Genomic DNA, 23,107 nt, shown 5'->3' on the forward strand with positions numbered 1-23,107 from the left:
TGCTTGTCGGTCAGAACTGCCAATCCTGCTGATGCATGAATTCTTCGAGATCAATGCACGGGATTTCGAAATGCGCGCATACATTGGGTATCTTCGCTGCATGCGGTTTAGGCACAAGTCCGTCGCCCGCATGCAACCATCCCTCTTCCGTCACAACCGTCCCCAGACAGACCTTGGCGCACGCTATAACGAACGGATCAGCGACTGGCGTCCCTTTGAGTCGCTGCTGTTGACCGATAAGTGCCTGAAAATGTTTGATCTGCAAAATCGAAGCGACAAACCGCAATTCGTCCGCGCTCGGCGTCGTGAACAGTGATCGGTTGCCTTTCACCCACGTCAATACATCTGCACTGACAGCCTGTCGCTCGATCTCGTTCAACACTTCTCTAGTCGAAATCAATCGCCTCTGACCCACGAGCTTTTCGATGCCCTGCCAGATACTTCGGAACACACGCGGATAGAAATGTTGCAACGATCGAATGGAACTGGTGTCAAACACATAAATCATGCACCGGCCCCATGAAGAACATGCTCTTCGAATCCGGCAAAGCTTTTGGGTTTGATGCCGAGAAAGTCCGCGGCCTGCTCAAGCGTGATTTGATGCCGATAGTGGCGTCCGACGACCTCCCGAGCAAAGCGGTCACTCAGATATGCGCCTTGATTCGCATAGTAGCTTCCTCCCTTCGCCTCTCTCTGCTGCGCTGACCAGATCGTTGCCTTACGTTTGTAGAACGCCTGACTCACTCGTCCCTGGTCCAGCAATCGCCGCAGCACCGCCTCACGACTCACACCAAAATAGCTGGCCAGTTCGGCGAACATCTCGTCGGGCGCGGATTCAACGTCGGAGGGATGTCCTGCCACGAGGCGGTCGAAAGCCGATGGTGGAATCAGTACTTCCGCTGCTATGGCGTTGCAGAATCGCTCAATTTCCCGCTCCGCTTTCGGAAGCGCATCAATATAGCCGGAATCGAGCTTGCTCAACCCATTCATGCTCAGGAGCAAATGCGCCAGTTCGTGCAAAAGACTGAATATCTGACGCGTCTTCGTCGTACTGTTGTTGAGATAAATGATCGGGAATGCCTCGTCCATCAGGCAAAATCCCGAAATCTCGCGCTGCTTGAACGACGACTTGAAGACAAAGACACCAGCGTCTTCGATAGCCTTCCGCCACTGTTTGAGCGCGAGATCATCGTTACGCCACGAGGTCTGCTCATCGAGCGTGATACCCAGCAAGCGACGAACCTTGTCAGCTTGCGCCGATACAGGCTCCGACAACGAAAGCGCCAGGGATTTCCAGATCAACTTATCCGCAGGATTACGTCCGTTAAACACCTCTTTGAGCGATAGCTGGAATGCATGCGCTTGCCGGATCTGCAGATAGGTGTCGCGAGCAAGCGAGCGCATGTCCGTTTCCGGAAGCGTGCGAAACTCCCGCTGCGGAACCTTTTCCTCGGGCGGCGCCGGAAGAAAAAAAACTGCAAGCGGTCTCTTGAATACCTGATACGCGAGCTTCTCGAGTTGAGCGTATGTCGGCGCCCCGGCGCCCGTTTCCCAATCAGCCACTTCGCTCGGCGCTGCGCGAAGCATGGTCGCGACCTCGTCGATCGACAGTCCGACCGTTTCCCTCGCCCAACGCAACACCTCAGGCTGCACGCCTTCAACCGGTTCCCGTTTCATCCTTGTATCTCTATCGACTCAAGAGGCCCCAACCACCAGCATGATAGATGGGTGTCCCGCCCACGGCCGATGCGCTCAACGTCGGCGAAACGCAGGGGCCAGCGGCAATCCGGAGCGCCGCCATAGGCCCGTTCACGATTCCATTCTAAATCATGGAGTTACATGAATGGGGCGCAGTCGTCCAATGCCGTCGGACGGCCTCTGACCTTGGACTTTGCGTCCGAGCAAAATTCAGATTGTCGCAAATCGTGAAGTGCAGCCCAGCAGACCCCCAGTGATTTTGCGAATCGAATGACATCGCGAGTATCCTAATAACAAGCCGCACGGCGGCAGCTCGCGGTATTCGCTCCGACCACGATGTCGGCTCGCAACCTATATCAACCTCTCTCCCGTCATCGATGGATTTCGACGTCATCGTTCTCGGCGCCGGCATCGTCGGCGTCTCCGCCGCGCTGCACCTGCAGGATCGCGGGCGCAAGGTTGCGCTCGTCGATCGCGGCGCGCCCGGCGAAGGCACGAGCTTCGGCAATGCCGGGCTGATCGAGCGCTCGTCGGTCGAACCGTACCCGTTCCCGCGCAGCCCGTTCACGCTGATGCGCTATGCGCTGAATCGCTCGACCGACCTCTACTGGCACAGCGCGTCGCTGCCCGCGTTCGCGCCGTGGCTCGCGCGGTTCTGGTGGGAATCGGCGCCGCTGCGTCACGCGGCGGCCTCGCGCGACATGCTGCCGCTGATCGAACGCTGCATCGTCGAACACGACGCGCTGATCGCCCGGGCCGGCGCCGGCGAACTGATTCGCGCGAACGGCTGGCTGGAAGCGTTCCGCACGCCGGCCGCATTCGAACGCGGCGTGGCCGAGGCCGGCCTCACCGCGCGCCGCCACGGGCTCGGCATCACGCCGCTCGACGCGGCCGCGCTGCTCGCGCATGAACCGAGCCTCGCGGCGGGCTTCTGCGGCGCGCTGCACTGGCTCGACCCGAAAAGCGTCGTCGATCCGGCCGCGCTCGTCAAAGCGTATGCGCAGCTGTTCGCGCGGGGCGGCGGCACGCTGCTGACGGGCGACGCCGCGAGCCTCGACGCGCTGTCACCCGGCTGGCAGGTGAAGACCGGCGACGGCCCGGCGGCCGCGCCGGCCGTCGTCGTCGCGCTCGGCCCGTGGTCCGACACGGTGTTCGGCAAGTTCGGCTACAAGATTCCGCTGCGCGAGAAGCGCGGCTATCACATGCACTACGCGCCGTCCGCGCGCGGCGTGCCGTCGGCGCCGATCGTCGATCGCGAATACGGTTACGTGATCGCGCCGATGCGGCGCGGATTGCGGCTGACGACCGGCGTCGAGATCGCGCGGCGCGGGCTTCCGCCAACGGGCGTGCAGCTCGAACGCGCGGAACGCGTCGCGCGGCCGGTGTTCGGGTTCGGCGAGCGGCTCGACCCGCATCCGTGGCTCGGCTTCCGGCCGTGCACGCCCGACATGCGCCCGGTGATCGGCCCCGCGCCCGCGCATCGCGGGCTGTGGTTCGCGTTCGGCCACAACCATCACGGCCTGACGCTCGGCCCCGTCACCGGCCGCCTGCTCGCCGAGATGATGACCGGCGAGGCGCCGTTCACCGATCCGGCGCCGTATCGCGCGGATCGCTTCTGAGCAGGCGATCCCCCGACGCGCCGCCCCGAATGGCGTCGAATCCGGCGTCGTCAGCGAAAGCGCAGCTGATCTCGCCCGAGCTGCGCAACGGACGCGCAGCCCATCAGCCGCATGTCCCGTTCGATCTCTGCCCGCATCAGTTGCAACGCGCGCTCGACGCCGGGCTGCCCGGCGGCGGCGAGCGGGAACAGGTAATAGCGTCCCAGCCCGACGGCCTTCGCCCCCAACGCCAGCGCCTTCAGTACGTGCGAACCGCGCTGCACGCCGCCATCCATCATCACGTCGATCCGGTCGCCCACCGCGTCGACGATCTCGGCAAGCTGATCGAACGCCGCGCGCGAACCGTCCAGTTGCCGTCCGCCGTGGTTCGACAACACGATGCCGGTACAGCCGATGTCCACCGCCCGGCGGGCATCGTCGACCGACATCACGCCTTTCAGGCAAAACTGCCCGTTCCACTCCCGCACCATCGCGGCGACGTCGTCCCATGACATCGACGGATCCAGCATGTCCGTGAAGTAGCGGCTGATCGACATCGCGCCGCCGCCCATGTCGACATGCCGGTCGAGTTGCGGCAAACGGAACCGCTCGTGGGTCAGATAGTTGATGGCCCAGGCCGGCTTCAACGCGAACTCGGTCAGCCCCGCGAGAGTCAGCCGGAATGGAATCGAAAAACCGGTGCGCTTGTCGCGCTCGCGATTGCCGCCGGTAATGCTGTCCACCGTCAGCATCATCACGTTCACGCCGGCGTCCCTCGAGCGGTTCATCATCTCGCGATTGAGGCCGCGATCCTTGTGAAAGTAGAACTGGTAGACCTGCGGGCCCTGGCTGATCGCACGCGCTTCTTCCAGGCTCACGGTGCCGAGCGACGACACGCCGAACATCGTGTCGAATTTCGCGGCCGCGGCGGCGACCGCGCGCTCGCCGTCATGATGAAACAGGCGTTGCAGCGCCGTCGGCGAACAATAGACCGGCATGCCGAGCTTCTGCCCCATGACCGTCACCGACAGGTCGACATCACGCACGCCGCGCAACACGTTCGGCACCAGATCGCAGCGTTCGAACGCACGCGTGTTGCGTCGATACGTGGCTTCATCGTCGGCCGCACCGTCGATGTAGTTGAAGATCGGTCCCGGCAACCGCCGCCTGGCGAGTTCGCGGAAGTCGTGGAAATTGTGGCAATCGTTCACGCGCATTCGTCACACTCCATTCGGCGCGCGAGCGGCGTGCCGGTCGACCGGCGCGCGTCGCTCGCAGCGCAGCGTTCGTTCTGTCCCGACGGCCGGTGCGCTCGCACGGTGCGGACGCCGCATCGACACCCGGAAGGGTCCGCGTCGCGTGCGCCGCTTCCCGACATGCAGGAAATCGATTCGTGCGCTCAGTCGAGCGCGCGGCCGAAGATGCGGATCACTTCGTCGAGATGCTCGGCCATCGCGCGGCGCGCGGCGTCCGGGTCGCGCGCGCGGATCGCGTCGAGGATCGCGCGATGCTCGAGTTCGGACCGGTGCGGCATGTCGTTCGGCATGTACAGCGACTGCAGCCGCTGGAACATCAGATCGTACTTGTGCGCGAGCAACTGCTTGATCATCAGCGCATACGCGGGGTTGTCGCTCGCTTCCGCGATGCGGATGTGGAACAGCCGGTCGCCCGGGTGCGTGAGCGAGCCGCTGCGGTTGTCGTCCTGGTTGCGCAGGAACGCTTCGTGAATCCCTTCGATCTGCGCGTCCGAGCCATGCTTCGCGGCCAGCGACGCGGCTTCCGGCTCGATCAGCCGGCGCGCCTGCAGCAGCGCGAACGGCGGGATTTCGGTATCGAGGTCGAGCGCGATGCCGAGTTCGGGATCGATCTCGACGATCGAGAACGGCGCGACCTTCGCGTCGGGCGCCGGCGCGGGTTCGGGCACGGCAGCCGCTTCCGGGTGGCGCACCTTCACGCCGTCGCCGACGCGCACGCTGACGAGCCCGTTCACTTCGAGCGCGATCAGTGCCTCGCGCACCGACGTGCGCGACACGCCGAAGCGTTCGGCCAGTTCGCGCTCGGGCGGCAGATAGCTGCCCGGCGGGAAATCGCCGGACTCGATCATCGCGCTGAGCTTGTCGGCGATCTGCTGGTAGAGGCGGCGGTTCTGAATCGGCTGGATGGACATACGTTGACGCTGGTAATCGGTTTCGTTCCGGACGGTCTGACGAATCGGCAGACCGCTCGCGCCTATTTTATATGCCGCGCTTCATGTCGCCCGGCACCGCGTAGCAACGCGCGGCCGTGCCGCCCCACAACGCGTCGCGCTCGGCCGCCGACAGCCGCGATTCGGCCCAGCGCTCGACGAGCGACGCCACTTCGTCATACGACGCCGCGAGCAGGCACACGGGCCAGTCCGAGCCGAACATCAGCCGCTGCGGGCCGAACGCGTCGAGCGCCGCGTCGAGGCACTGTTCGACATGCCGGATATCCTGCCCGCGCAGGCCGCGCCGCCAGTCGGCCTCGGTCACGAGCCCCGACAGCTTGCACACGACGTGCGGCAGCGCGCCCAGCTCGCGCAGCGCCGCACGCCAGCGCGGAAATGCCGTGTCGTCGCGCTCGAACGCGGCGAGCGCCGGCTTGCCGCAATGATCGAGCACGAGCCAGTGCGCGTCGTGCCGCGCGCAGAACGCACGCACGTCCGGCAACTGGCGCTCGAACACGAGCACGTCGTACACGTAACCGTTCGCCTGCAGCCACGCGACGCCGCGATTGAAGCCGGGATCGGCGACGAACGCGCCGACGTCGGCTTCGTCCTGCACCTGGTGACGAAAGCCGCGCAGCTTCGGGCTGCGCCACTCGGCGACACGGTCGGCCAGCGCCGGCGCGCCGAGATCCTCCCAGCCGACCACCGCCGCGATGCGTGCGTCGTCGCGCGCGAGGTCGAGCAGGAATGCCGTCTCGTCGCGCCCGGCGCGCGCCTGCACCGCGATCGACGCGCCGAGCGCCTGCGCATGCATCTGCGGCCACAGCGCGTCGGGCAGGTAGTCGCGCGCGAGCACGCCCATGCCGGGGCCGATCCACGGATAGTCGGCCGCGCGATAACGCCAGAAGTGCTGATGCGAATCGATACGCACTGCGCCCATGATGCCCTCGTGTTCAATCGCCGCGGCGGCGACGGCCCGCATCGTCGCCACCATTCGCCACGTTCAGTCGTACAACACCGCCGTGATCTTCGGATCGTCGATATTGGTCTTGTCGTACCAGTAGAACCCGGTATCGATGACCTTCGGCAGCTTCTCGCCCTTGATCGCCTTCACGGCCGCCTCGACGGTCTTGTAGCCGATCCCGATCGGGTTCTGCGTGATCGCGCCGGCCATCAGCCCGCTGCGGATCGCGTCCTTCTGCTGCTTGCCGGAATCGTAGCCGATGATCACGACCTTGCGCTTCATCTCGCGCACGCCGTTGACCACGCCGATCGCCGAGCCTTCGTTGGTGCCGAACAGCCCCTTGAGCTTCGGATACGCCTGCAGGATCGACTTCGTCACCTCGGTCGACTTCAGCTGGTCGCCCTCGCCGTACTGCACGGTCACGACCTGTACCTTCGGATGCGCGGACTTCATCCGTTCGAGGAAGCCGTCGCGGCGGTCGATGCCGGTGCGGCTCGTCTGGTCGTGCGCGACCACGGCCACCTCGCCTTCGTCGCCGATCAGCGCGGCGAGCTTGTCGGCGGCGAGCGCGGCGGCCGCCTTGTTGTTGGTCGCGGCCGTCGTCACCGGAATGTCGCTGTCCACGCCCGAGTCGAACGCGATCACCGGAATCTTCTCGGCCTGCGCCTTCTTCAGGAGCGGCAGCGCGGCCTTGCTGTCGAGCGCCGCGAAGCCGAGCGCGGCCGGTTTCTTCGCGATCGCGGCCGACAGCATGTCGATCTGCTTGTCGACCATCGCCTCGGTTTCCGGCCCTTCGAACGTCACCTTCACCTTGTAGTCCTTCGCCGCCTGCATCGCGCCCGATTTCACGGCCTGCCAGAACTGATGCTGGAAGCCTTTCGAGATCAGCGGGATGTAGGTTTCCTGCGCCTGCGCGCCGGCCGTGACGCCGACGGCGAACGTCAGCCCGACGATCGCGTTCAACACCTTGCTCCTGATCACTTCGCGTCTCCTTGGTTGGTATCGACTGAAATGCCGGCCCGGCCGGCGGTGAAGCCCATGCGTGCTTGCGCCCGTACCTGCGTCAGCGGCGCCGCCGGCGCAGGATGTCCACGTAGACGGCGAGGATGATGATCACGCCCGTCACGACCGTCTGCCATTCCTGCGCGACCGACATGATGCGCAGGCCGTTGGTCAGCACGCTCATGATGAACGCGCCGATGATGGTGCCGACGATGCTGCCCGCGCCGCCCGACAGCGACGTGCCGCCGATCACGACGGCCGCAATCGCATCGAGCTCGTAGCCCTGCCCGAGCGCCGGCTGCGCGGAGTTCAGCCGCGACGCGATCAGCAGGCCGGCGATCCCGCACACCGCGCCGCTGAACGTGTAGACGGCGATCTTCCACGCGTCGACGTTCACGCCGGACAGCCTGAGCGCCTCCTCGTTGCTGCCGAGCGCGAACGTGTAGCGGCCGAAGATGGTGCGGTTCAGCACGATCGACGCGCCGATCGCGACGAGGAACAGGATCAGCACCGCGTTCGGGATCGGCAGCGCGGGAATCAGGTTGCCGATCAGCGAATCCTGCGCGATCGACGTGAAGCCCGGCGTGTCGTTGAAGTAGATCGGCCGCGTGCCGGAGATCACGAGCGACAACCCCTTGAGCAACATCATCATGCCGAGCGTCGCGATGAACGGCGGCACCTTCATCTTCGCGATCACGATGCCCGACACGCAGCCCGACAGCGCGCCGAAGCCCAGCGCCGCCAGAATCCCGAGCGGCAGCGGCATGCCCCACTTGGTCAGCACGACGCCGGCCATCACCGCGCAGAACGTCATCAGCGTGCCGACCGACAGGTCGATGCCGGACGTGATGATCACGTACGTACAGGCGACGGCCAGCACGCCGTTCACGGCGGTGGCCTGCAGGATCGACACGAGGTTGTCGACTTCGAGGAAGTTCGACGACGCGAAGCTGAAGAACACGATCAGCAGCACGAGGCTCGCGAACGCGAGCAGCTTCTGCCGCGCGGCCGGGTTGAAGAAGCGCGATTTCAGGCTCGCTGCGGCGGCCGGCGTGTCGCCGGTGGCCAGGGACGGAACGGGATGCGTATCGTTGGACATGATCGGGTAGGCGTCTGAGCGTCTGATTCAGGACAATACGGTCGACTCGCGCTGCGTCGCGAGCTGCATGATCTTTTCCTGCGTGGCGTCGGCCGCGCGCAATTCGCCGGTCACGCGGCCTTCGCACATCACGAGGATCCGGTGGCTCATGCGCAGCACCTCGGGCAGCTCCGACGAGATCATCACGATCGCCTTGCCGTCGGCGGCCAGCGCGTCGAGCAGCTTGTAGATCTCGCTTTTCGCGCCGACGTCGATGCCGCGCGTCGGTTCGTCGAAGAACAGGATGTCGCAGTCGCGCAGCAGCCACTTCGCGATCACGATCTTCTGCTGGTTGCCGCCCGACAAGAGCCGCGCGGGCTGCGCGACCGACGGCGTGCGGATCGCGAGCTGGCGCACGTACGACTGCGCGGCCTCGCGCATCCCGCGCGCATCGAGGAACATGCCGCGGCGCACGAAGCGGCGCATGCTCGACAGCGCGATGTTGTTCTGCACGTCCATCCCGACCGCGAGCCCGAAGTGCTTGCGATCCTCGGACAGGTAGCCGATGCCGAACTTCACGGCGTCGGCCGGCGTGCGGATCGTCACGGCCCTGCCGTGCACGCGGATCTCGCCCGCGTCGACCGGATCCGCGCCGAACACCGCGCGCGCGACCTCGGTGCGGCCCGCGCCCATCAGCCCGGCGAAGCCGAGGATCTCGCCGCGCCGCACCGTGAAGCCGACGTCGCGGATCGCGCGGCCGCGCGACAGCCCGCGCACTTCGAGCGCGATCTCGTTCGCGGACGTATCGGGCGGCGTGCGGGTTTGCGCATCGAGCTGGCGGCCGACCATCATCGAGATGATCGTGTCCATCGACGTGTCCGCCATCGGCACGGTCGCGACGTACTTGCCGTCGCGCATCACGGTCACGCGATCGGCGATCTGGCGCAGCTCGTCCATCTTGTGCGAGATGTAGATGATGCCGACGCCGTTCGCGCGCAGGTCGCGGATGATGCGGAACAGCTCGGCGATCTCCGCGTTGTTCAGCGCGGCGGTCGGCTCGTCCATGATCAGCACGCGCGAGTCGAACGACAGCGCCTTCGCGATCTCGACCATCTGCTGCTTCGCGACCGTCAGCCGGCCGACCGGCGTGCGCGGATCGAGATCGAGCCGCATCCGCTGGAAGATCGCGGCAGCGTCCCGGTTCAGCCTGTCTTCGTCGACGAACACGCCGAAGCGGCCGCGCGGCTCGCGGCCGATGAAGATGTTCTGTGCGACGCTCAGGTGATTCATCAGGTTCAGTTCCTGATGGATGATGCCGATGCCGAGCGCCTGCGCGGCACGCGGGTCGGCGATCTCCCCCGGGCGGCCGTCCATCCGGATCTCGCCCGCGTCGCGCTGGTAGACGCCCGCGAGTATCTTCATCAGCGTCGACTTGCCGGCGCCGTTCTCGCCCATCAGCGCATGCACTTCACCCGCATGCAGGTCGAAACGGCAATCGTCGAGCGCCTGCACGCCCGGAAAGCGCTTGCCGATGCCGGTCAGCGCGATCAGCGGCGGCGGGGTGTTCGGGGTCGGGTCGGGTTGCATGGAACGCGGCCCTCAACTGATCGCACGATCGAGATGCGTGTAGCCGCCATCGACGAACAGCCACTGGCCCGTCGTGTGCGATGCGCGATCCGACAGCAGGAACACGGCCGTATCGGCGATCTCGTCGGCCGTCGTGAAGCGCCGGCCGAGCGGCACCTTGCCGGCAATTTCCGCGACTTTCGCCGCCGGATCGTCGAAACCGGCGATCCAGTGCTGGTAGAGCGGCGTCATCACCTCGGCGGGAATCACCGCGTTCACGCGCACGCCGTCGTCGCGCAACGCGACCGCCCATTCACGTGTCAGCGCGAGCTGCGCGCCCTTCGACGCGCAATAGCCGCTCGTGTTGCCCTGCCCGGTCACGGCCGTCTTCGACGAAATGTTGACGATCGCGCCGCGCGCCGCCTTCAGGTGCGGCACGCAGTAGTGCGCCATCACGTAGTAATGGATCAGGTTGCGTTCGAGCGACGCGACGAACGCATCACGTCCGGCGTCGAGCCCGATGCTGTCGTTGACGCCCGCGTTGTTGACGAGGCCGTCGAGGCGGCCGAAGCGCGCGACGGTCTGCGCGACGGCGTCGCGGCACTGCGCGTCGTCCTGCAGCGCGACGCTCATGCACGCCGCGCGCGGCTGCTTGCGCGCGAGTTCGCGCCAGAATGCGTCGTCGGGCGCGTGGCGCGCGAACACCACCGGTATCGCGCCCTCGCCGGCCAGCCGCATCGAGATCGCGGCGCCGATGCCCGACGCACCGCCGGTCACGATCACGACCTTGTCTTGCAGATTCAAATCCACTTCGCGTCTCCGTCGTTCATGTTGTCGCCGCGCACGGCGCGCGCGGCGCGCCGTCGCGCGTCGCCCCGCGTCAGCCGCGGAACCGGTATTGCTCCAGCGATTCGGGCTTCATCTCGATCGAGAAACCGGGCGCCGTCGGCGGCATGTACGCCGCGCCGCGCACCACGCACGGTTCGACGAAATGCTCGTGCAGGTGGTCGACGTACTCGGTCACGCGCCCTTCCTTCGTGCCGGAAATGCACACGTAATCGATCATCGACAGGTGCTGCACGTACTCGCACAGGCCGACGCCGCCCGCATGCGGACACACCGGCAGCCCGTACTTCGCGGCCATCAGCATCACCGCGAGAATCTCGTTCACGCCGCCGAGCCGGCACGCGTCGATCTGCACGACGTCGATCGCGCCGCGCGCGATGAACTGCTTGAACAGCACGCGGTTCTGGCACATCTCGCCGGTCGCGACCTGCACCGGCGCGATCGCCTTGCGGATCTTGCGATGCCCTTCGACGTCGTCGGGGCTCGTCGGCTCCTCGATGAACCACGGCCGCGCGAACGCGAGCTCGCGCACCCAGTCGATCGCCTCGTCGACTTCCCACACCTGGTTCGCGTCGATCATCAGCTTGCGGTCGGGGCCGATCACCTCGCGCGCGATCGTCACGCGGCGGATGTCGTCCTCGAGGTTCCCGCCGACTTTCAGCTTCACGTGGTCGAAGCCTTCTTCCACCGCCTCGCGGCACAGCCGGCGCAGCTTGTCGTCGCTGTAGCCGAGCCAGCCGGCCGACGTCGTGTAGCACGGGTAGCCGTCGCGCTCGAGCGCGGCGATCCGCGCGGCCTTGCCGGCCGCCTGCCGGCGCAGCAGCTCGAGCGCTTCGTCCGGGCTCAGGCAGTCGGTCAGGTAGCGGAAGTCGATCGCCCGCACCAGCTCCTCCGGACTCATGTCGGCGACGAGCCGCCACAGCGGCTTGCCGACGGCCTTCGCCCACAAATCCCACACCGCATTGACGACGGCGCCCGTCGCCAGGTGGATCGCGCCCTTGTCGGGGCCGATCCAGCGCAACTGGCTGTCCGACGTGACGTGCCGCCAGAAACGGCCCATGTCCTCGCGGATCCAGTCGAGGTCCAGGCCGACGACGAGGTGACGCATCGCGTCGATCGCCGCACAGCAGATTTCGTTGCCGCGCCCGATGGTGAACGTGAGCCCGTGACCTTCGAGCCCGTCGTGGTCGGTTTCGAGCACGACGTAGGCCGCCGAATAATCGGGGTCCGGATTCATCGCGTCGGAGCCGTCGAGCTGGCGCGAGGTCGGAAAGCGCACGTCGAGGACGCGCATCGATCGAATGATAGGCATGACGAACCGTCCGTTAAAGGGAATCAGGCCTGCACGGTGCGCTGGCGTTGCTCGCCGAGCCCGTCGATGCCGAGCGTGATCACTTGTCCGGCGCGCAGGTAGACGGGCGGCTTCTGCCCGAGGCCGACGCCCGGCGGCGTGCCGGTCGAGATCACGTCGCCCGGCTGCAAGCTCATGAAGCGGCTCAGGTAGCTGATCAGGTGCGGCACGCGGAACACCATCGTCGCGGTCGAGCCGTTCTGGTAGCGGTGGCCGTCCACGTCCAGCCACAGCCGCAGCGCGTGCGGATCGGGCACTTCGTCGGCCGTCACGAGCCAGGGCCCGAGCGGACCGAACGTGTCGTTGCCCTTGCCCTTGTCCCACGTGCCGCCGCGTTCGAGCTGATATTCGCGCTCCGACACGTCGTTCACGACGCAGTAACCGGCGACGTGCGACAGCGCATCGGCTTCGTCGATATAGCGGCCGCCCTGGCCGATCACCACGCCGAGCTCGACTTCCCAGTCGGTCTTCTCGGAGCCGCGCGGGATTTCGACGTCGTCGTTCGGGCCGGAGATCGCGCTCGTCCACTTGCCGAACACGACGGGCTCCTTCGGCACCTCCATCCCCGATTCGGCCGCGTGATCCGAGTAGTTGAGCCCGATGCAGATGAACTTGCCGACGCGGCCGACGCACGCGCCGAGCCGCGGCGTGCCTTCGACGAGCGGCAGCGACGACGGCGGGATGTCGCGCAGCCGCGCGAGCGACGCGGGCGTCAGCGCGTCGCCGGCGATGTCGTCGATCACGCCGGACAGATCGCGAATGTGGCCCTGCGCATCCAGCAGGCCCGGTTTTTCATGGTGTTTGTCGCCAAATCTCAGCAGTTTCATATCGTCGTCCGAACGGAAACGGAAAGTGAATGGAAAGGGGCGGTCAGTTTGACGCGGTCAGTTTGACCAGCCGCCGTCGATCAGGTGAATCGTGCCGGTGGTGAACGACGCTTCGTCGGACGCCAGGTACAGCGCGAGCGCGGCCACTTCGTCCGCGGTGCCGATGCGGCCGATCGGCTGGCGCGCGACGAACGCCTGGCGCACCTCGTCGGTCGACACGTGACGCGTGCGCGCCTGGTCGGCGATCCGCTGCTCGAGCGACGGCGATTCGATCGTGCCCGGGCAGATCGCGTTGCAGCGGATGCCCCGCTCGACGAAATCGGCGGCCACCGCCTTGGTCAGCCCGATCACGGCCGCCTTGGTGGTGCCGTACACGAAGCGGTTGGGCACGCCCTTCACGCTCGACGCGGCCGACGCCATGTTGACGATCGACGCGCCGCCGGCTTCGAGCATCGCGGGCAGCAGCGCGCGGATCAGCCGGTACATCGACGTGACGTTCAGGTTCAGCGAGAACGCCCACGCGTCGTCGTCGCAGTCGAGGATCGAGCCGTGGTGCACGTAGCCCGCGCAGTTGAACAGCACGTCGAATGCGCGTTCGCTCGCGGCGAGCGCGGCCACCTCGTTCGCGTCGGTGACGTCGAGCCGCCGCGTGACCAGCCGTCCGCCCGCGCGCTCGGCGTCGGCTTCGAGCCGCACCAGCGCGGCTTCGTTGATGTCGGTCGCCAGCACGTCGGCGCCCTCGCGCGCGAACCGCAGCGCGGTCGCACGGCCGATGCCCTGCCCGGCCGCCGTCACCAGCGCGCGTTTGCCCTGCAATCTCATGAGCACTCTCCGAAAAAGCCGGCCGCCAGTCGGCCGATTGGCACAAAGGACTAAAGGTCCAACCAATCATAGGAACGGATCCCGCATTTGTCACGAAATCGGAATTCAGTATTTACCCGGGGCTGGGAACCCGTCCGGCGGATGAGGATTCGGCGTGAGAGCGGCGTCGAGGCTTTGCTTGGGCGATCCGCGCAAAGCCAATACGGGCGGGCCTTTGCGCCGATTCTTCGGCGCCGTTCGGCACGGCGAGCGGCGCAACCTGACAAAAAAGTCATGTTCGCGTCAGGGTGTCAACGGGTGGCGCACGCCATCATGGCGTTGCCGGACCGCGCTTCCGGTACATCGCCTCCCCGCCCGCGCAGGATCCCTGCGGGCACCTCCGTCCTCCGGCGATGTATCCCGTGACTGGGCGAGCAGACACGGCGCGCGGGCCGATTTTCCGCCCCGGACGTCCCCGTCCGGGGCTTTTTGTCCTTGGTTTTTCAAGAAAATAAGCGTGGATTGTTTCTAAATCGGCAAAAGGTAATTTGAGCCAGACAGGATGTTTTTTCCGGTCACAGACGCTTACATTTAGCGCACCACTCATGGAAACCCCTACGGATTCCCCTTGGGTAGTGACACCCCACTGCCATGGCCGAACCCGCACGGGCTTTAGGAAACGGCAAAATGAAGGCCTCCAAATCCCTGCCTGCGCTCGATCCCGCCGACGTCCACGTCGAAATCCTCGAACGTTCCGATACGCTGCTCGTCGTCCGCTGGGTCGAACCCGGCCGCTGTCACTACGGCGAACAGCGCTGGCGCCGCCGCTTCGCGCAGCGCACCGGCACCTGCGCGCTGTCGCGCCAGGTCATCCATCGCGGCGACGAAGTGTTCCGCCCGGCCGAGCGCCCGGCCCCCGCGAACGCCGCCGCCATGATCTCCGCCGCCGAAGTGCTCGCGCTGGCCGGCAGCAGGTAACACCTGCCGGCCGCGCGCCGGGCTCGCGGCGCCACGCGCCAGCCCTAGAAGCGCCGGTCTAGTTCCCCCGCTTGTCTGCTCCGTCCGCCCGCACTATCGTTACACCACTCAATGTAACGATTACGTGCCGCGGCCAACCGGCTGCGCCGATGGAGGCAGACATGCATGCATGGAGCGCACGCCACGTCCCGGCGCAAGGCGGCAAGATCGCGGTCGTGACCGGCGCCAACAGCGGTCTCGGCTGGCAGCTCGCGGAAACGCTGGCCGCGAAAGGCGCGACGGTCGTGATGGGCTGCCGCGACGCCGCACGCGGCGCGCAGGCGGCCGACGCGATCCGCCGGCTTCATCCTCATGCCCGCGTCGAAGTCGATCCGCTCGACCTCGCCGATCTCGCGTCGATCGCCCGCTTCGCCGCCGACGTCGGCGAACGCCACGGCCGCGTCGACATCCTCTGCAACAACGCCGGTGTGATGTTCCTGCCGCTGCGGCACACGCGCGACGGCTTCGAGATGCAATTCGGCACCAACCACCTCGGCCATTTCGCGCTGACCGGCCAGTTGCTGCCGGCGCTACGCGCCGCGCGCCGGGCGCGCGTCGTCACGATGTCGAGCGGCTTCAACCGCGGCGGCCGGATTCGTGTCGACGACCTGCGCGCCACGCAGCGCTACAACCGTTATCTCGCCTACTGCGACAGCAAGCTCGCGAACCTCGTGTTCGCGATCGAGTTGCAGCGCCGTTTCGAGCGCGCGGCGTTCGCCGGCATCAGCGTCGCCGCACACCCCGGCTACGCGGCGACCAACCTGCAGTTCGCGGGCCCGGCGATGGACAGTTCCCCGGCCCGCGCCGCGCTGATGCGTGCCGCGAACCGTTATCTCGCGCAGCCGGCCGACCAGGGCGCGCTGCCCGCGATCCATGCGGCAACGTCGCCCGATCTGGCGGGCGGCGCGTACATCGGCCCGTCCGGCTGGTTCGAGTCGCGCGGGCTGCCGGCGCCGGCGAGCGTACCGCGCGCGGCACGCAACGTGGCGTCGGCGGCATTGCTGTGGGAGGCCTCGGAAGCCGCCACGGGCGTGCGCTTCCTCAGCGCCGGGGCGCCCGCCGCACGCGCGCCGGGCCGGCCGTTCGATGCGGCGGCCGAAGCACGCTGAACCGCCCGCGCGCGATCTCGATATTCTTCATACTTATTACGGCAACCGAAAAGAAAGCCCGTTGAAAGACTGATTCGACGCTCCACTGTTACCAGACAGGAAACAATCTATCGTCAAAATCAGCGTTTACCCTGAACCGCCCGGTGACTAAGATTTGATCAATCGCTCAAGACATGGTGTCGAGAGCGAACTCAATAAAACACCGGAGGTCACCATGAAATCGCTCGTTTCCGCAGTCGTTGCCGCTGCCGCCCTGTCCGCTTCGTTCGGCGCATTCGCCCAAAGCACCGTGACGCGCGCTCAAGTGCGCAACGAACTGGTCCAGCTCGAAAAGGCCGGCTACAAGCCGGGTCTGTCGAGCCCGTACTACCCGAACGACATCCAGAGCGCCGAAGCGCGCGTTCATGGCGCCGACACCAGCGGCTACGGCGCGCAACCGGCTCCGCTCGTCCACTCGGGCGCACCGGCTGCCGCGTCGTCGAACGCACGCGACTCGATCTTCTTCGGCCAGTAAGCCGACGCGCCCCCGGCGGGCGCCGCGCGTCGCGCGCTGAAGTCAAGCAGTCCGGACGAGCCCCCTTCGCGGGGCTCGTCTTTTTTGTGAAACGCATACCTCCGCCGCCCGGCAGCGGGTGGCTTCGCCCGGACGCCTGGCGTCCGGGTGCTTTTTCCCGAACAGGTGTGCGAGAAGGCGCCGTGCGTGTCGGTCAGCGCGCCGCGGCCGCAGCCCCGGCCGGCGCCGATCGCGACAGCACGCGCCACCGCGACAGCAACTCGTCGCGATCGACGTAACAGCCCTGCAAGTGCCGGCGGCCCGTCGACGGGTCGAACTCGGTGCGCGCGTGCAGCACGCGCCGGTTGTCGAACGCCCACATGTCGCCGGCCCGCAACCGGCGCTGCACGCGAAAACGCGGCTCGCGCGCCAGCGCGAGGAACCGCCGATACGCACGATAGACGGCCGTCACCGCGCCGGCCGGCGCATCGAGCGGGCCGCGCAGGAAATTCGCGACACGCACCTCCGTCACATGGCCGCGCGCATCGAGCCCGATCACCGGCGCCGAACAGCGGTAGTCGCTGTTCGCGCTCTTGTTCCAGAACTCGAACGGCGTCGATGCGAGTCGCTCGAAATCGTCCGGATGTTCGCGCCGCAACGCATCCGCGAGCGCGAAGCCATCGAGGAAAATGCTGTCGCCGCCCGTCGCGTCGTTCGCGAGACAGTGCAGGAACTGCACGCCCGGCTGCAATTCGCGCGTCGGCAGATCGGTGTGCGGCGGAAGATTCAGCGACGTATACGCATTGCTGTCCGGGCGCGGCTTCGATTCGACGTCGAACAGCACGCCGAAATTGCTTTCGCGGATCAGGCCGACGCGGCGCGCGATCTCGTCGACACGGCCGCGCTCGGCCGGCACGCCTTCGACGAGCGTCAACCCCGTGCGCTGCAACGCGCCGAGCCATGCCAGCAACGCGCGGTCGTCCTCCATCACGTCGCGCCACGCGAACACGCCGATCGCCGTCGCATCGTCGCCGGTCCATACGTGCCGCCGATGCGCGGCCAGACGCTCCGCGCGCGATGCGTCGTCGTACGCGTGCGCACGCAACCAGCCCGGCGACCACGCACTGCGGTGCCCGTCGTTCCATTCCACATGCAGCGCGCCATCGGCTTCGACGTGCACGGTGAGCGCGGACAGATCCTCGCGCGCATCGGCGATCTCGAACACCTGTTCGCGCGTGATCGCGTGCACGCACGCGGAACACGCGCAGTTGTCGCGCAGCCAGTCGAAATGGAACGGCGAGCGTCGCGCGTCGCTCCACTCGACGTCCACCGCGCCATCGCCGATCGTCGCCGCCGCGATGGCCGCGTCGGCCGAAAACGTCCGCCAGTCCTCGATACGGTGTTGCGCCGCTGCCTGCATCGTTGCCTCCCCGAAAACGCCCGCTACGCGTGTGGTGCGAGCAAGAACCCGCCGACCATCCGGTGCATCCGTGCGGCCTGCGGGCTCGTTCCGAGCGCGCGCCAGCAGCCATGCACCAGCCCCTCTCCCATCCAGCCGTGCGCGACCCCGCCGGCCGCGCGAATCCGCTCGACGTACACGCGCGCATCGTCGCGCAGCGGATCGTGCTCGGCGCCGATCGCGAGCACCGGCGGCAAGCCGTCGAAGCGTGTGGCTTCGAGCGGCACCGACGCGCGCAGCAGCGGGTCATCGTTCAGCAGCACGGCCGACAGGTCGCCGTTCCAGTACAGCGCGCGGTAGCGATGCACGTCGTCGAGCGTCAGCATCGGCGCGTGCGCTTCCGTTTCGCGCGCGGGCGATTGCGGTTCGAAACCGAGCATCGGATAGACGAGCGCGATGCCGTCCACGTTGCGTTCGCCCGCATCGCGCAGCGCGGTCGCCACCGCCGCCGCGAGCATCCCGCCCGCGCTGTCGCCCGCGAGCGTCAGCGGATGCGCGCACGGCCCGAACGGCCAGCGCGCATCGCGTGCGGCGCGCGTGACTTCCACGCAATCGTCGAGCGCGGCCGGCGCGCGGTGTTCGGGCGCCAGCCGATAGTCGACGGCGATCACGTCGAGGCCGGTATCGGCCGCCAGTTGCGCGGTGATCAGCGCATGACTGTCGAGCGAGCCGACGACGAAACCGCCGCCATGAAAAAACAACACCGTGCCGCGTGGCGTGCCGTGCGCGGACGTATAGCGCCGCAGCGCGATCGGGCGGCCGTCCGGCGCGTGCCACACGGCGTCCTGCCGCACGATGCCGGCCGGCAGTGCGGCCGGCGTCCATTCGGCCGCGAAGCGGTCGTAGAGGCGGCGCTGCTCGTCGTGCGAGCGCGCCGCCGCATCGGCCGGATACCACGCGTCGACGGCCGCGACGAACGCCGCAATTTCCGGTTCGAGCATCGTGTGCGCTCCGCGATCGAGGACGACGATGGAAAAGATGACGCGCGCCGCTAGCGCCGCGGCGGCAACCCGATCACGCGGCCCGCATAAGCAGGCGCCGCGCAATCGCGCTGCAATGCGTGCAGTTCGGCCACGCGCGCGGCCACGTCGTCGTCGAACGGCGCCGACTTCGCACCGCCGCGCGTATCGACGTGCAGCAGCATCTGCTCGCTCGCCGATACCGCGTCGTCATGCCCGTCGGCGAACAGTTCGAGATACAGATGCAGCCGCTTCGCGTCGTGCGCCAGCACGCGCGCATCGACGCGCACCGGCGCGCCTTCCTTGATCTCGTGCAGGTAGTTCACGTGCGCTTCGAGCGTATAGACCGAGCGGCCCCGCTCGCGACGCGCGGCGTCGTCGAGGCCGATGCGATCCAGCAGCGCATCGGTCGCGAAGCTGAAGATCAGCAGATAGAACGCATCGCGCAGGTGGCCGTTGTAGTCGACCCATTCGGGCCGCACCACGTCGCGGTAAATCGTCAGCGGGGTATCGCCCGTCATCGTCTAGTCCTCGAATCGCATCCCGTGCCGCGCCTTCACCGCGGCGATCGATTTCAGCACCTCGGTGATGCACTCGTCGCGATAGCGTTCGAGCTCCTTGATGCTGCGCGTGCCCTGCTGTTCGGTCGTGCCTTCGACGACGCTGTCGATCAGCGCGTCGGTCAACGTCGGCGCGACCAGCTTCGTCCACGGCAGTTCGAGCGCGGGGCCGAATTGCTGCATGAAGTGTCGCATGCCCGCGTCGCCGCCGGCCAGCGTGTAGGTGAGGAACGTGCCCATGAACGACCAGCGGATGCCCGCGCCGAAGCGGATCGCATCGTCGATCTCGCCGGTGGTCGCGACGCCTTCGTTGACGAGATGCAGCGCCTCGCGCCACAACGCTTCGAGCAAACGATCCGCGATGAAGCCCGGCACTTCCTTGCGCACGTGCAGCGGCCGCATGCCGAGCTTGCGATAGATCTCCATCGCGCCTTCGACCGCTTCCGGCGACGTGCGCGCGCCGCCGAGCACCTCGACGAGCGGCAGCAGGTACACGGGGTTGAACGGGTGGCCGACCACGCAGCGCTCCGGATGCGTCGCCCGCGCGTAGAAATCGGTCGGCAACAGCCCCGACGTCGACGACGCGATGATCGCGTCGGGCTTCGCCGCGCGGCTGATCTGCTCGTGCAGTTCGAGCTTCAGCGCTTCGCGCTCGGGCGCGCTTTCCTGGATGAAATCGGCATCGGCGACGCACGCCTCGATCGTCGACACGAACCGCAACCGCGCGGGATCGGCGCCCGGTGCGAGGCCGACGCGTTCGAGCGCGGGCCACGCGTTCGCGACGTTCGCGCGCAGCCGCGCTTCGGCGCCCGGCGCCGGGTCCCACACGACCACGTCGAGACCGTGCGCGAGCGCGCGGGAAATCCATCCGCTGCCGATCACGCCGGTGCCGATGGCGGCAAACGTCTTGATGTCGGTCTTCACAGCCATGTCAACGCATCCTTCAAATCAGGGGAAATCGGGGGCGGCCGCGCGGAGACGCACGCCGCCATGTCATTCAGTCGGCGAGACGGTGAAACGGCTCACGCGAATTCGGCAACCGCACGGCGTTCGAGCAGTCGCTCGCCGCGCGCCGGCAGGCCGAGCTTGCGGCGGCCCTCGGCCGGCGTCAGCACGCGGCCGCCGAGGCGTTCGACGATCTCGCGGGCGCGTTCGACGAGCGTGCCGTTGGTCGCATGCACGCCGCGGTCGAGCCAGATGTTGTCTTCGAGGCCCACGCGCACGTGGCCGCCGAGCAGCATCGCCTGCGCGACCATCGGCATCTGCATGCGGCCGATCCCGAAGCCGGCCCAGTGCGCGCCCGGCGGCAGGTTGTCGACCATCGCCTTCATCGTGCCCGTGTCGGCCGGCGCGCCCCACGGAATGCCGAGGCACAGCTGGAACAGCGGCGGATCGTCGAGCAGCCCTTCCTTCAGCAGCTGCTTCGCGAACCACAGATGGCCCGTATCGAAGATCTCCAGTTCCGGCTTCACGCCGAGTTCCTGGATGCGTTTCGCGCCGGCGCGCAACTGCGCGGGCGTCGACACGTAGATGTAGTCGCCGTCGCCGAAATTCAGCGTGCCGCAGTCGAGCGTGCAGATCTCGGGCAGCAGCTCCTCGACGTGCGCCAGGCGCGTGAGGCCGCCGACCAGGTCGGTCCCCTTGCCGAAGCGCATCGGGTCCTCGCCCGGGCCGATCTCGAGATCGCCGCCCATCCCGGCCGTCAGGTTGATGATCACGTCGACGTCGGCCGAGCGGATGCGGTCGACCACCTCGCGATACAGGTTCGGGTCGCGGCTGCCGCGCCCCGTCTGCGGATCGCGCACGTGGCAGTGGGCGACCGTCGCGCCGGCCTTCGCGGCTTCGATCGCGGCGGCCGCGATCTCCTTCGGCGTGACCGGAATCGCCGGATGCTTGCCGACCGTATCGCCCGCGCCCGTGACGGCGCAGGTGATGATGACTTCGTGGTTCATGCTGGATGCCTCGCTTGATTCGGGTTGTGTCGCATTGCAGATAGCGCGTGGGCGCCGGCCGTTACAGGCCGAGATACGCCTTCACGGCAGGCAGGCCGTCCTTGCCGTCGAACGTCTTGACGCCCGCGAGCCAGGGATCGAGCACCTGCGGGTTCTTCTTCAGGTATGCCTTCGCGGCCTCGGCCGGCTTGGTCTTGTTCATCACCGACTGCATCAGCTGGTTCTCGAGCTGCGTCGAGAAGCGCAGGTTCGTCACGAGCTTGCCCGCGTTCGGGCAACGCGCGATGAAGTCGGGCGCGGTCAGCGTGTACACGCGCGCTTCGCCGTAGTTCGGGCCGAACGCCGCGTCGCCGCCGGACAGGTAGTTCATGCTGAGCTGGATGTTCATCGGATGCGGCTCCCACCCGAGGAACACGACCCACTTCTTCTCGCGGATCGCGCGCTCGACCGTCACCAGCATCCCGGCCTCGCTCGATTCGACGAGCTTGAAGCCGCCGAGCCCGTACTGGTTCGTGTCGATCATCTTCTGGATCGTCGCGTTCGCGCTGCTGCCCGGCTCGATCCCGTAGATCTTGCCGTCGAGCTCCGCACGATGCTTCGCGATGTCGTCGAAGGTCTTCAGGCCGGCCTGGTATTCATAGCTCGGGACCGCGAGCGTCGCCTTCGCGCCGGACAGGTTCGGCGGTTCGACGACGTTGATCGACTTGCTGTCGAGGAACGGTTGCAGCTGCTTCTGCTGCACGGGCCACCAGTAGCCGAGCGACACGTCGAGCTGCTTGCTCTTGAGGCCGGCAAACGAGATCGGCACCGACGCGATCGTCGTGGTCGGCTTGTAGCCGAGCGCCTCGAACACGGTCGACGCGAGCGCGGTGGTCGACGTGATGTCGGTCCAGCCGATATCCGCGAAACGCACGGTGCGGCAGGTCGCGGCCTCCGTCTCGGCAAGCGCGGCGTGCGTGAACGCGCCGGTCGCCAGCACGGCCGCGGCGAGCGCGGCGATCTTCGTCGACTTCATGGTTCGATTCCTCCCGGTTGGTCTCGCGGCAGCCGGTGCGCGGAGTGTGCGCCGGCCTGCATCGTGGGAGTAAAAGTAACGAGCCATATTCGCCGCGAGAAGACCGGCGGCGACCTGTTCTTGCCTGTTTGCGACTATGAGTGGAAACCACTAGCTTGCGCTTGAGGCTTTCCTGACGGGGGTTTGGGGTTTTTTGGGGGATCGGCGGGATTGCCCGGAAGCGGCGCACGCCTTTCGATTCCGCCACGGCCTTGCTGACAGACTTCCGACACGTCGCCGGATGCCGTGGGCGGGCCCTATGCTGGAAGCCGCCGGGCGATCGCGCGCGGCCCGCCAGTTGCCGCGCCGCCCCGGGCCCGGGTACTGCGTATAACTGAAATGGACGGAGACGAACATGACCGGCCGTCGCGATGTCCGTCTCCGGTTTCTTCGGCCAGGAGCAATACGATGCTTGTCGCTTTCTTCGTCGTCGCCCTTTTTGCCATCATCGTGGCCATGCATCGCGGCGTGACGCGCGGTGCGAATGCGAAACTTGGCGCGCGATTCGACGCGGAAGGCCCGCGCGGCGAGCTATCGCGGCGGTTGATGCGCGACGCGGGGTACCGCGTCTGAGTCATGACGTCGGTT

The 23,107-nt window shown here is 67.0% G+C and carries 23 protein-coding genes; 5 read left to right on the plus strand and 18 right to left on the minus strand.

Translation table 11 applies throughout. From position 1 onward, the window contains the following. Positions 1–10: 10 nt before the first annotated feature. Both DFS13_RS25465 and DFS13_RS25470 read right to left on the minus strand, forming a co-directional pair. Positions 11–508, minus strand: a complete 498-nt coding sequence (locus DFS13_RS25465) for a PIN domain-containing protein (protein WP_012493518.1) — start codon at positions 506–508, stop codon at positions 11–13. Then, positions 505–1,677, minus strand: coding sequence for an XRE family transcriptional regulator (locus DFS13_RS25470; protein ID WP_006484766.1), 1,173 nt, complete (start codon positions 1,675–1,677; stop codon positions 505–507). The genes DFS13_RS25465 and DFS13_RS25470 overlap by 4 nt, the downstream gene beginning before the upstream one ends. 398 nt (positions 1,678–2,075) lie before the next feature. On the opposite strand from DFS13_RS25470, the gene DFS13_RS25475 reads away from it, so the two are divergent. Next, on the plus strand, positions 2,076–3,317 hold the full coding sequence (locus DFS13_RS25475) for an FAD-binding oxidoreductase (protein ID WP_006498776.1): 1,242 nt from the start codon (positions 2,076–2,078) through the stop codon (positions 3,315–3,317). 50 nt (positions 3,318–3,367) lie between these two features. Here DFS13_RS25475 and DFS13_RS25480 read toward each other — a convergent pair whose 3' ends face one another. The 10 genes from DFS13_RS25480 to DFS13_RS25525 form a co-directional block, all read right to left on the minus strand. Beyond that, positions 3,368–4,513 carry an alpha-hydroxy acid oxidase gene (locus tag DFS13_RS25480; protein WP_006484756.1) on the minus strand — a complete coding sequence of 382 codons (1,146 nt, stop codon included), beginning with the start codon at positions 4,511–4,513 and terminating at the stop codon, positions 3,368–3,370. Positions 4,514–4,695: 182 nt separating this feature from the next. Then, entirely contained in the window at positions 4,696–5,463 is a 768-nt protein-coding gene (locus DFS13_RS25485) for a FadR/GntR family transcriptional regulator (RefSeq protein WP_006484716.1), read from the minus strand. A 67-nt stretch (positions 5,464–5,530) separates the two neighbouring features. Then, positions 5,531–6,421: an amidohydrolase gene (locus DFS13_RS25490; protein ID WP_012493519.1), complete on the minus strand. Its 891-nt coding sequence runs from the start codon at positions 6,419–6,421 to the stop codon at positions 5,531–5,533. A 63-nt stretch (positions 6,422–6,484) separates the two neighbouring features. Next, positions 6,485–7,426, minus strand: coding sequence for an ABC transporter substrate-binding protein (locus DFS13_RS25495; protein ID WP_006484743.1), 942 nt, complete (start codon positions 7,424–7,426; stop codon positions 6,485–6,487). Between the two features lie 82 nt (positions 7,427–7,508). Then, positions 7,509–8,546 carry an ABC transporter permease gene (locus DFS13_RS25500; RefSeq protein ID WP_006484738.1) on the minus strand — a complete coding sequence of 346 codons (1,038 nt, stop codon included), beginning with the start codon at positions 8,544–8,546 and terminating at the stop codon, positions 7,509–7,511. A gap of 27 nt (positions 8,547–8,573) precedes the next feature. Continuing rightward, positions 8,574–10,112, minus strand: coding sequence for a sugar ABC transporter ATP-binding protein (locus tag DFS13_RS25505; protein WP_111442249.1), 1,539 nt, complete (start codon positions 10,110–10,112; stop codon positions 8,574–8,576). 12 nt (positions 10,113–10,124) lie between these two features. After that, positions 10,125–10,901: an SDR family oxidoreductase gene (locus DFS13_RS25510; protein ID WP_111442250.1), complete on the minus strand. Its 777-nt coding sequence runs from the start codon at positions 10,899–10,901 to the stop codon at positions 10,125–10,127. Positions 10,902–10,971: 70 nt separating this feature from the next. Further along, positions 10,972–12,249 carry an L-fuconate dehydratase gene (locus DFS13_RS25515; protein WP_111442251.1) on the minus strand — a complete coding sequence of 426 codons (1,278 nt, stop codon included), beginning with the start codon at positions 12,247–12,249 and terminating at the stop codon, positions 10,972–10,974. 23 nt (positions 12,250–12,272) lie between these two features. Further along, positions 12,273–13,115: an ureidoglycolate lyase gene (locus DFS13_RS25520; RefSeq protein ID WP_006484749.1), complete on the minus strand. Its 843-nt coding sequence runs from the start codon at positions 13,113–13,115 to the stop codon at positions 12,273–12,275. 57 nt (positions 13,116–13,172) lie between these two features. Beyond that, a complete protein-coding gene (locus tag DFS13_RS25525) occupies positions 13,173–13,937 on the minus strand; it encodes an SDR family oxidoreductase (protein ID WP_006484753.1) in 765 nt (254 codons plus the stop codon). Between the two features lie 666 nt (positions 13,938–14,603). Here DFS13_RS25525 and DFS13_RS25530 point away from each other — a divergent pair. From DFS13_RS25530 to DFS13_RS25540, 3 genes are all read left to right on the plus strand, one after another. After that, entirely contained in the window at positions 14,604–14,894 is a 291-nt protein-coding gene (locus DFS13_RS25530) for a DUF3331 domain-containing protein (RefSeq protein ID WP_006484717.1), read from the plus strand. A gap of 161 nt (positions 14,895–15,055) precedes the next feature. Then, on the plus strand, positions 15,056–16,042 hold the full coding sequence (locus DFS13_RS25535; protein WP_006484712.1) for an oxidoreductase: 987 nt from the start codon (positions 15,056–15,058) through the stop codon (positions 16,040–16,042). Between the two features lie 214 nt (positions 16,043–16,256). After that, the gene (locus DFS13_RS25540) at positions 16,257–16,556 is read left to right on the plus strand and encodes a DUF4148 domain-containing protein (RefSeq protein ID WP_006484704.1); all 300 of its coding nucleotides are present in this window, start codon (positions 16,257–16,259) and stop codon (positions 16,554–16,556) included. Positions 16,557–16,749: 193 nt separating this feature from the next. Here the strand turns inward: DFS13_RS25540 and DFS13_RS25545 are convergent, their stop codons facing one another. The 6 genes from DFS13_RS25545 to DFS13_RS25570 form a co-directional block, all read right to left on the minus strand. After that, complete coding sequence (locus tag DFS13_RS25545) at positions 16,750–17,955, minus strand: TauD/TfdA family dioxygenase (protein WP_048985087.1); 1,206 nt, start codon at positions 17,953–17,955, stop codon at positions 16,750–16,752. 23 nt (positions 17,956–17,978) lie between these two features. After that, positions 17,979–18,935 carry an alpha/beta hydrolase gene (locus DFS13_RS25550; RefSeq protein ID WP_111442252.1) on the minus strand — a complete coding sequence of 319 codons (957 nt, stop codon included), beginning with the start codon at positions 18,933–18,935 and terminating at the stop codon, positions 17,979–17,981. 50 nt (positions 18,936–18,985) lie between these two features. Further along, the gene (locus DFS13_RS25555; protein WP_006498767.1) at positions 18,986–19,474 is read right to left on the minus strand and encodes a thioesterase family protein; all 489 of its coding nucleotides are present in this window, start codon (positions 19,472–19,474) and stop codon (positions 18,986–18,988) included. Between the two features lie 3 nt (positions 19,475–19,477). Next, positions 19,478–20,443, minus strand: a complete 966-nt coding sequence (locus DFS13_RS25560) for an L-carnitine dehydrogenase (RefSeq protein ID WP_006484739.1) — start codon at positions 20,441–20,443, stop codon at positions 19,478–19,480. Positions 20,444–20,535: 92 nt separating this feature from the next. Beyond that, a complete protein-coding gene (locus DFS13_RS25565) occupies positions 20,536–21,465 on the minus strand; it encodes a 3-keto-5-aminohexanoate cleavage protein (protein ID WP_006484708.1) in 930 nt (309 codons plus the stop codon). A gap of 61 nt (positions 21,466–21,526) precedes the next feature. Beyond that, positions 21,527–22,480, minus strand: a complete 954-nt coding sequence (locus DFS13_RS25570) for a choline ABC transporter substrate-binding protein (RefSeq protein WP_006498766.1) — start codon at positions 22,478–22,480, stop codon at positions 21,527–21,529. Between the two features lie 378 nt (positions 22,481–22,858). Here DFS13_RS25570 and DFS13_RS39980 point away from each other — a divergent pair, with 378 nt between their 5' ends. Beyond that, positions 22,859–23,092 (plus strand): hypothetical protein, encoded by a 234-nt coding sequence (locus tag DFS13_RS39980; protein ID WP_124550714.1) that lies wholly within the window; start codon positions 22,859–22,861, stop codon positions 23,090–23,092. Positions 23,093–23,107: the final 15 nt, after the last annotated feature.

Source organism: Burkholderia sp. 28_3, assembly GCF_003253915.1.
Classification (GTDB): Bacteria; Pseudomonadota; Gammaproteobacteria; order Burkholderiales; family Burkholderiaceae; genus Burkholderia; species Burkholderia cenocepacia.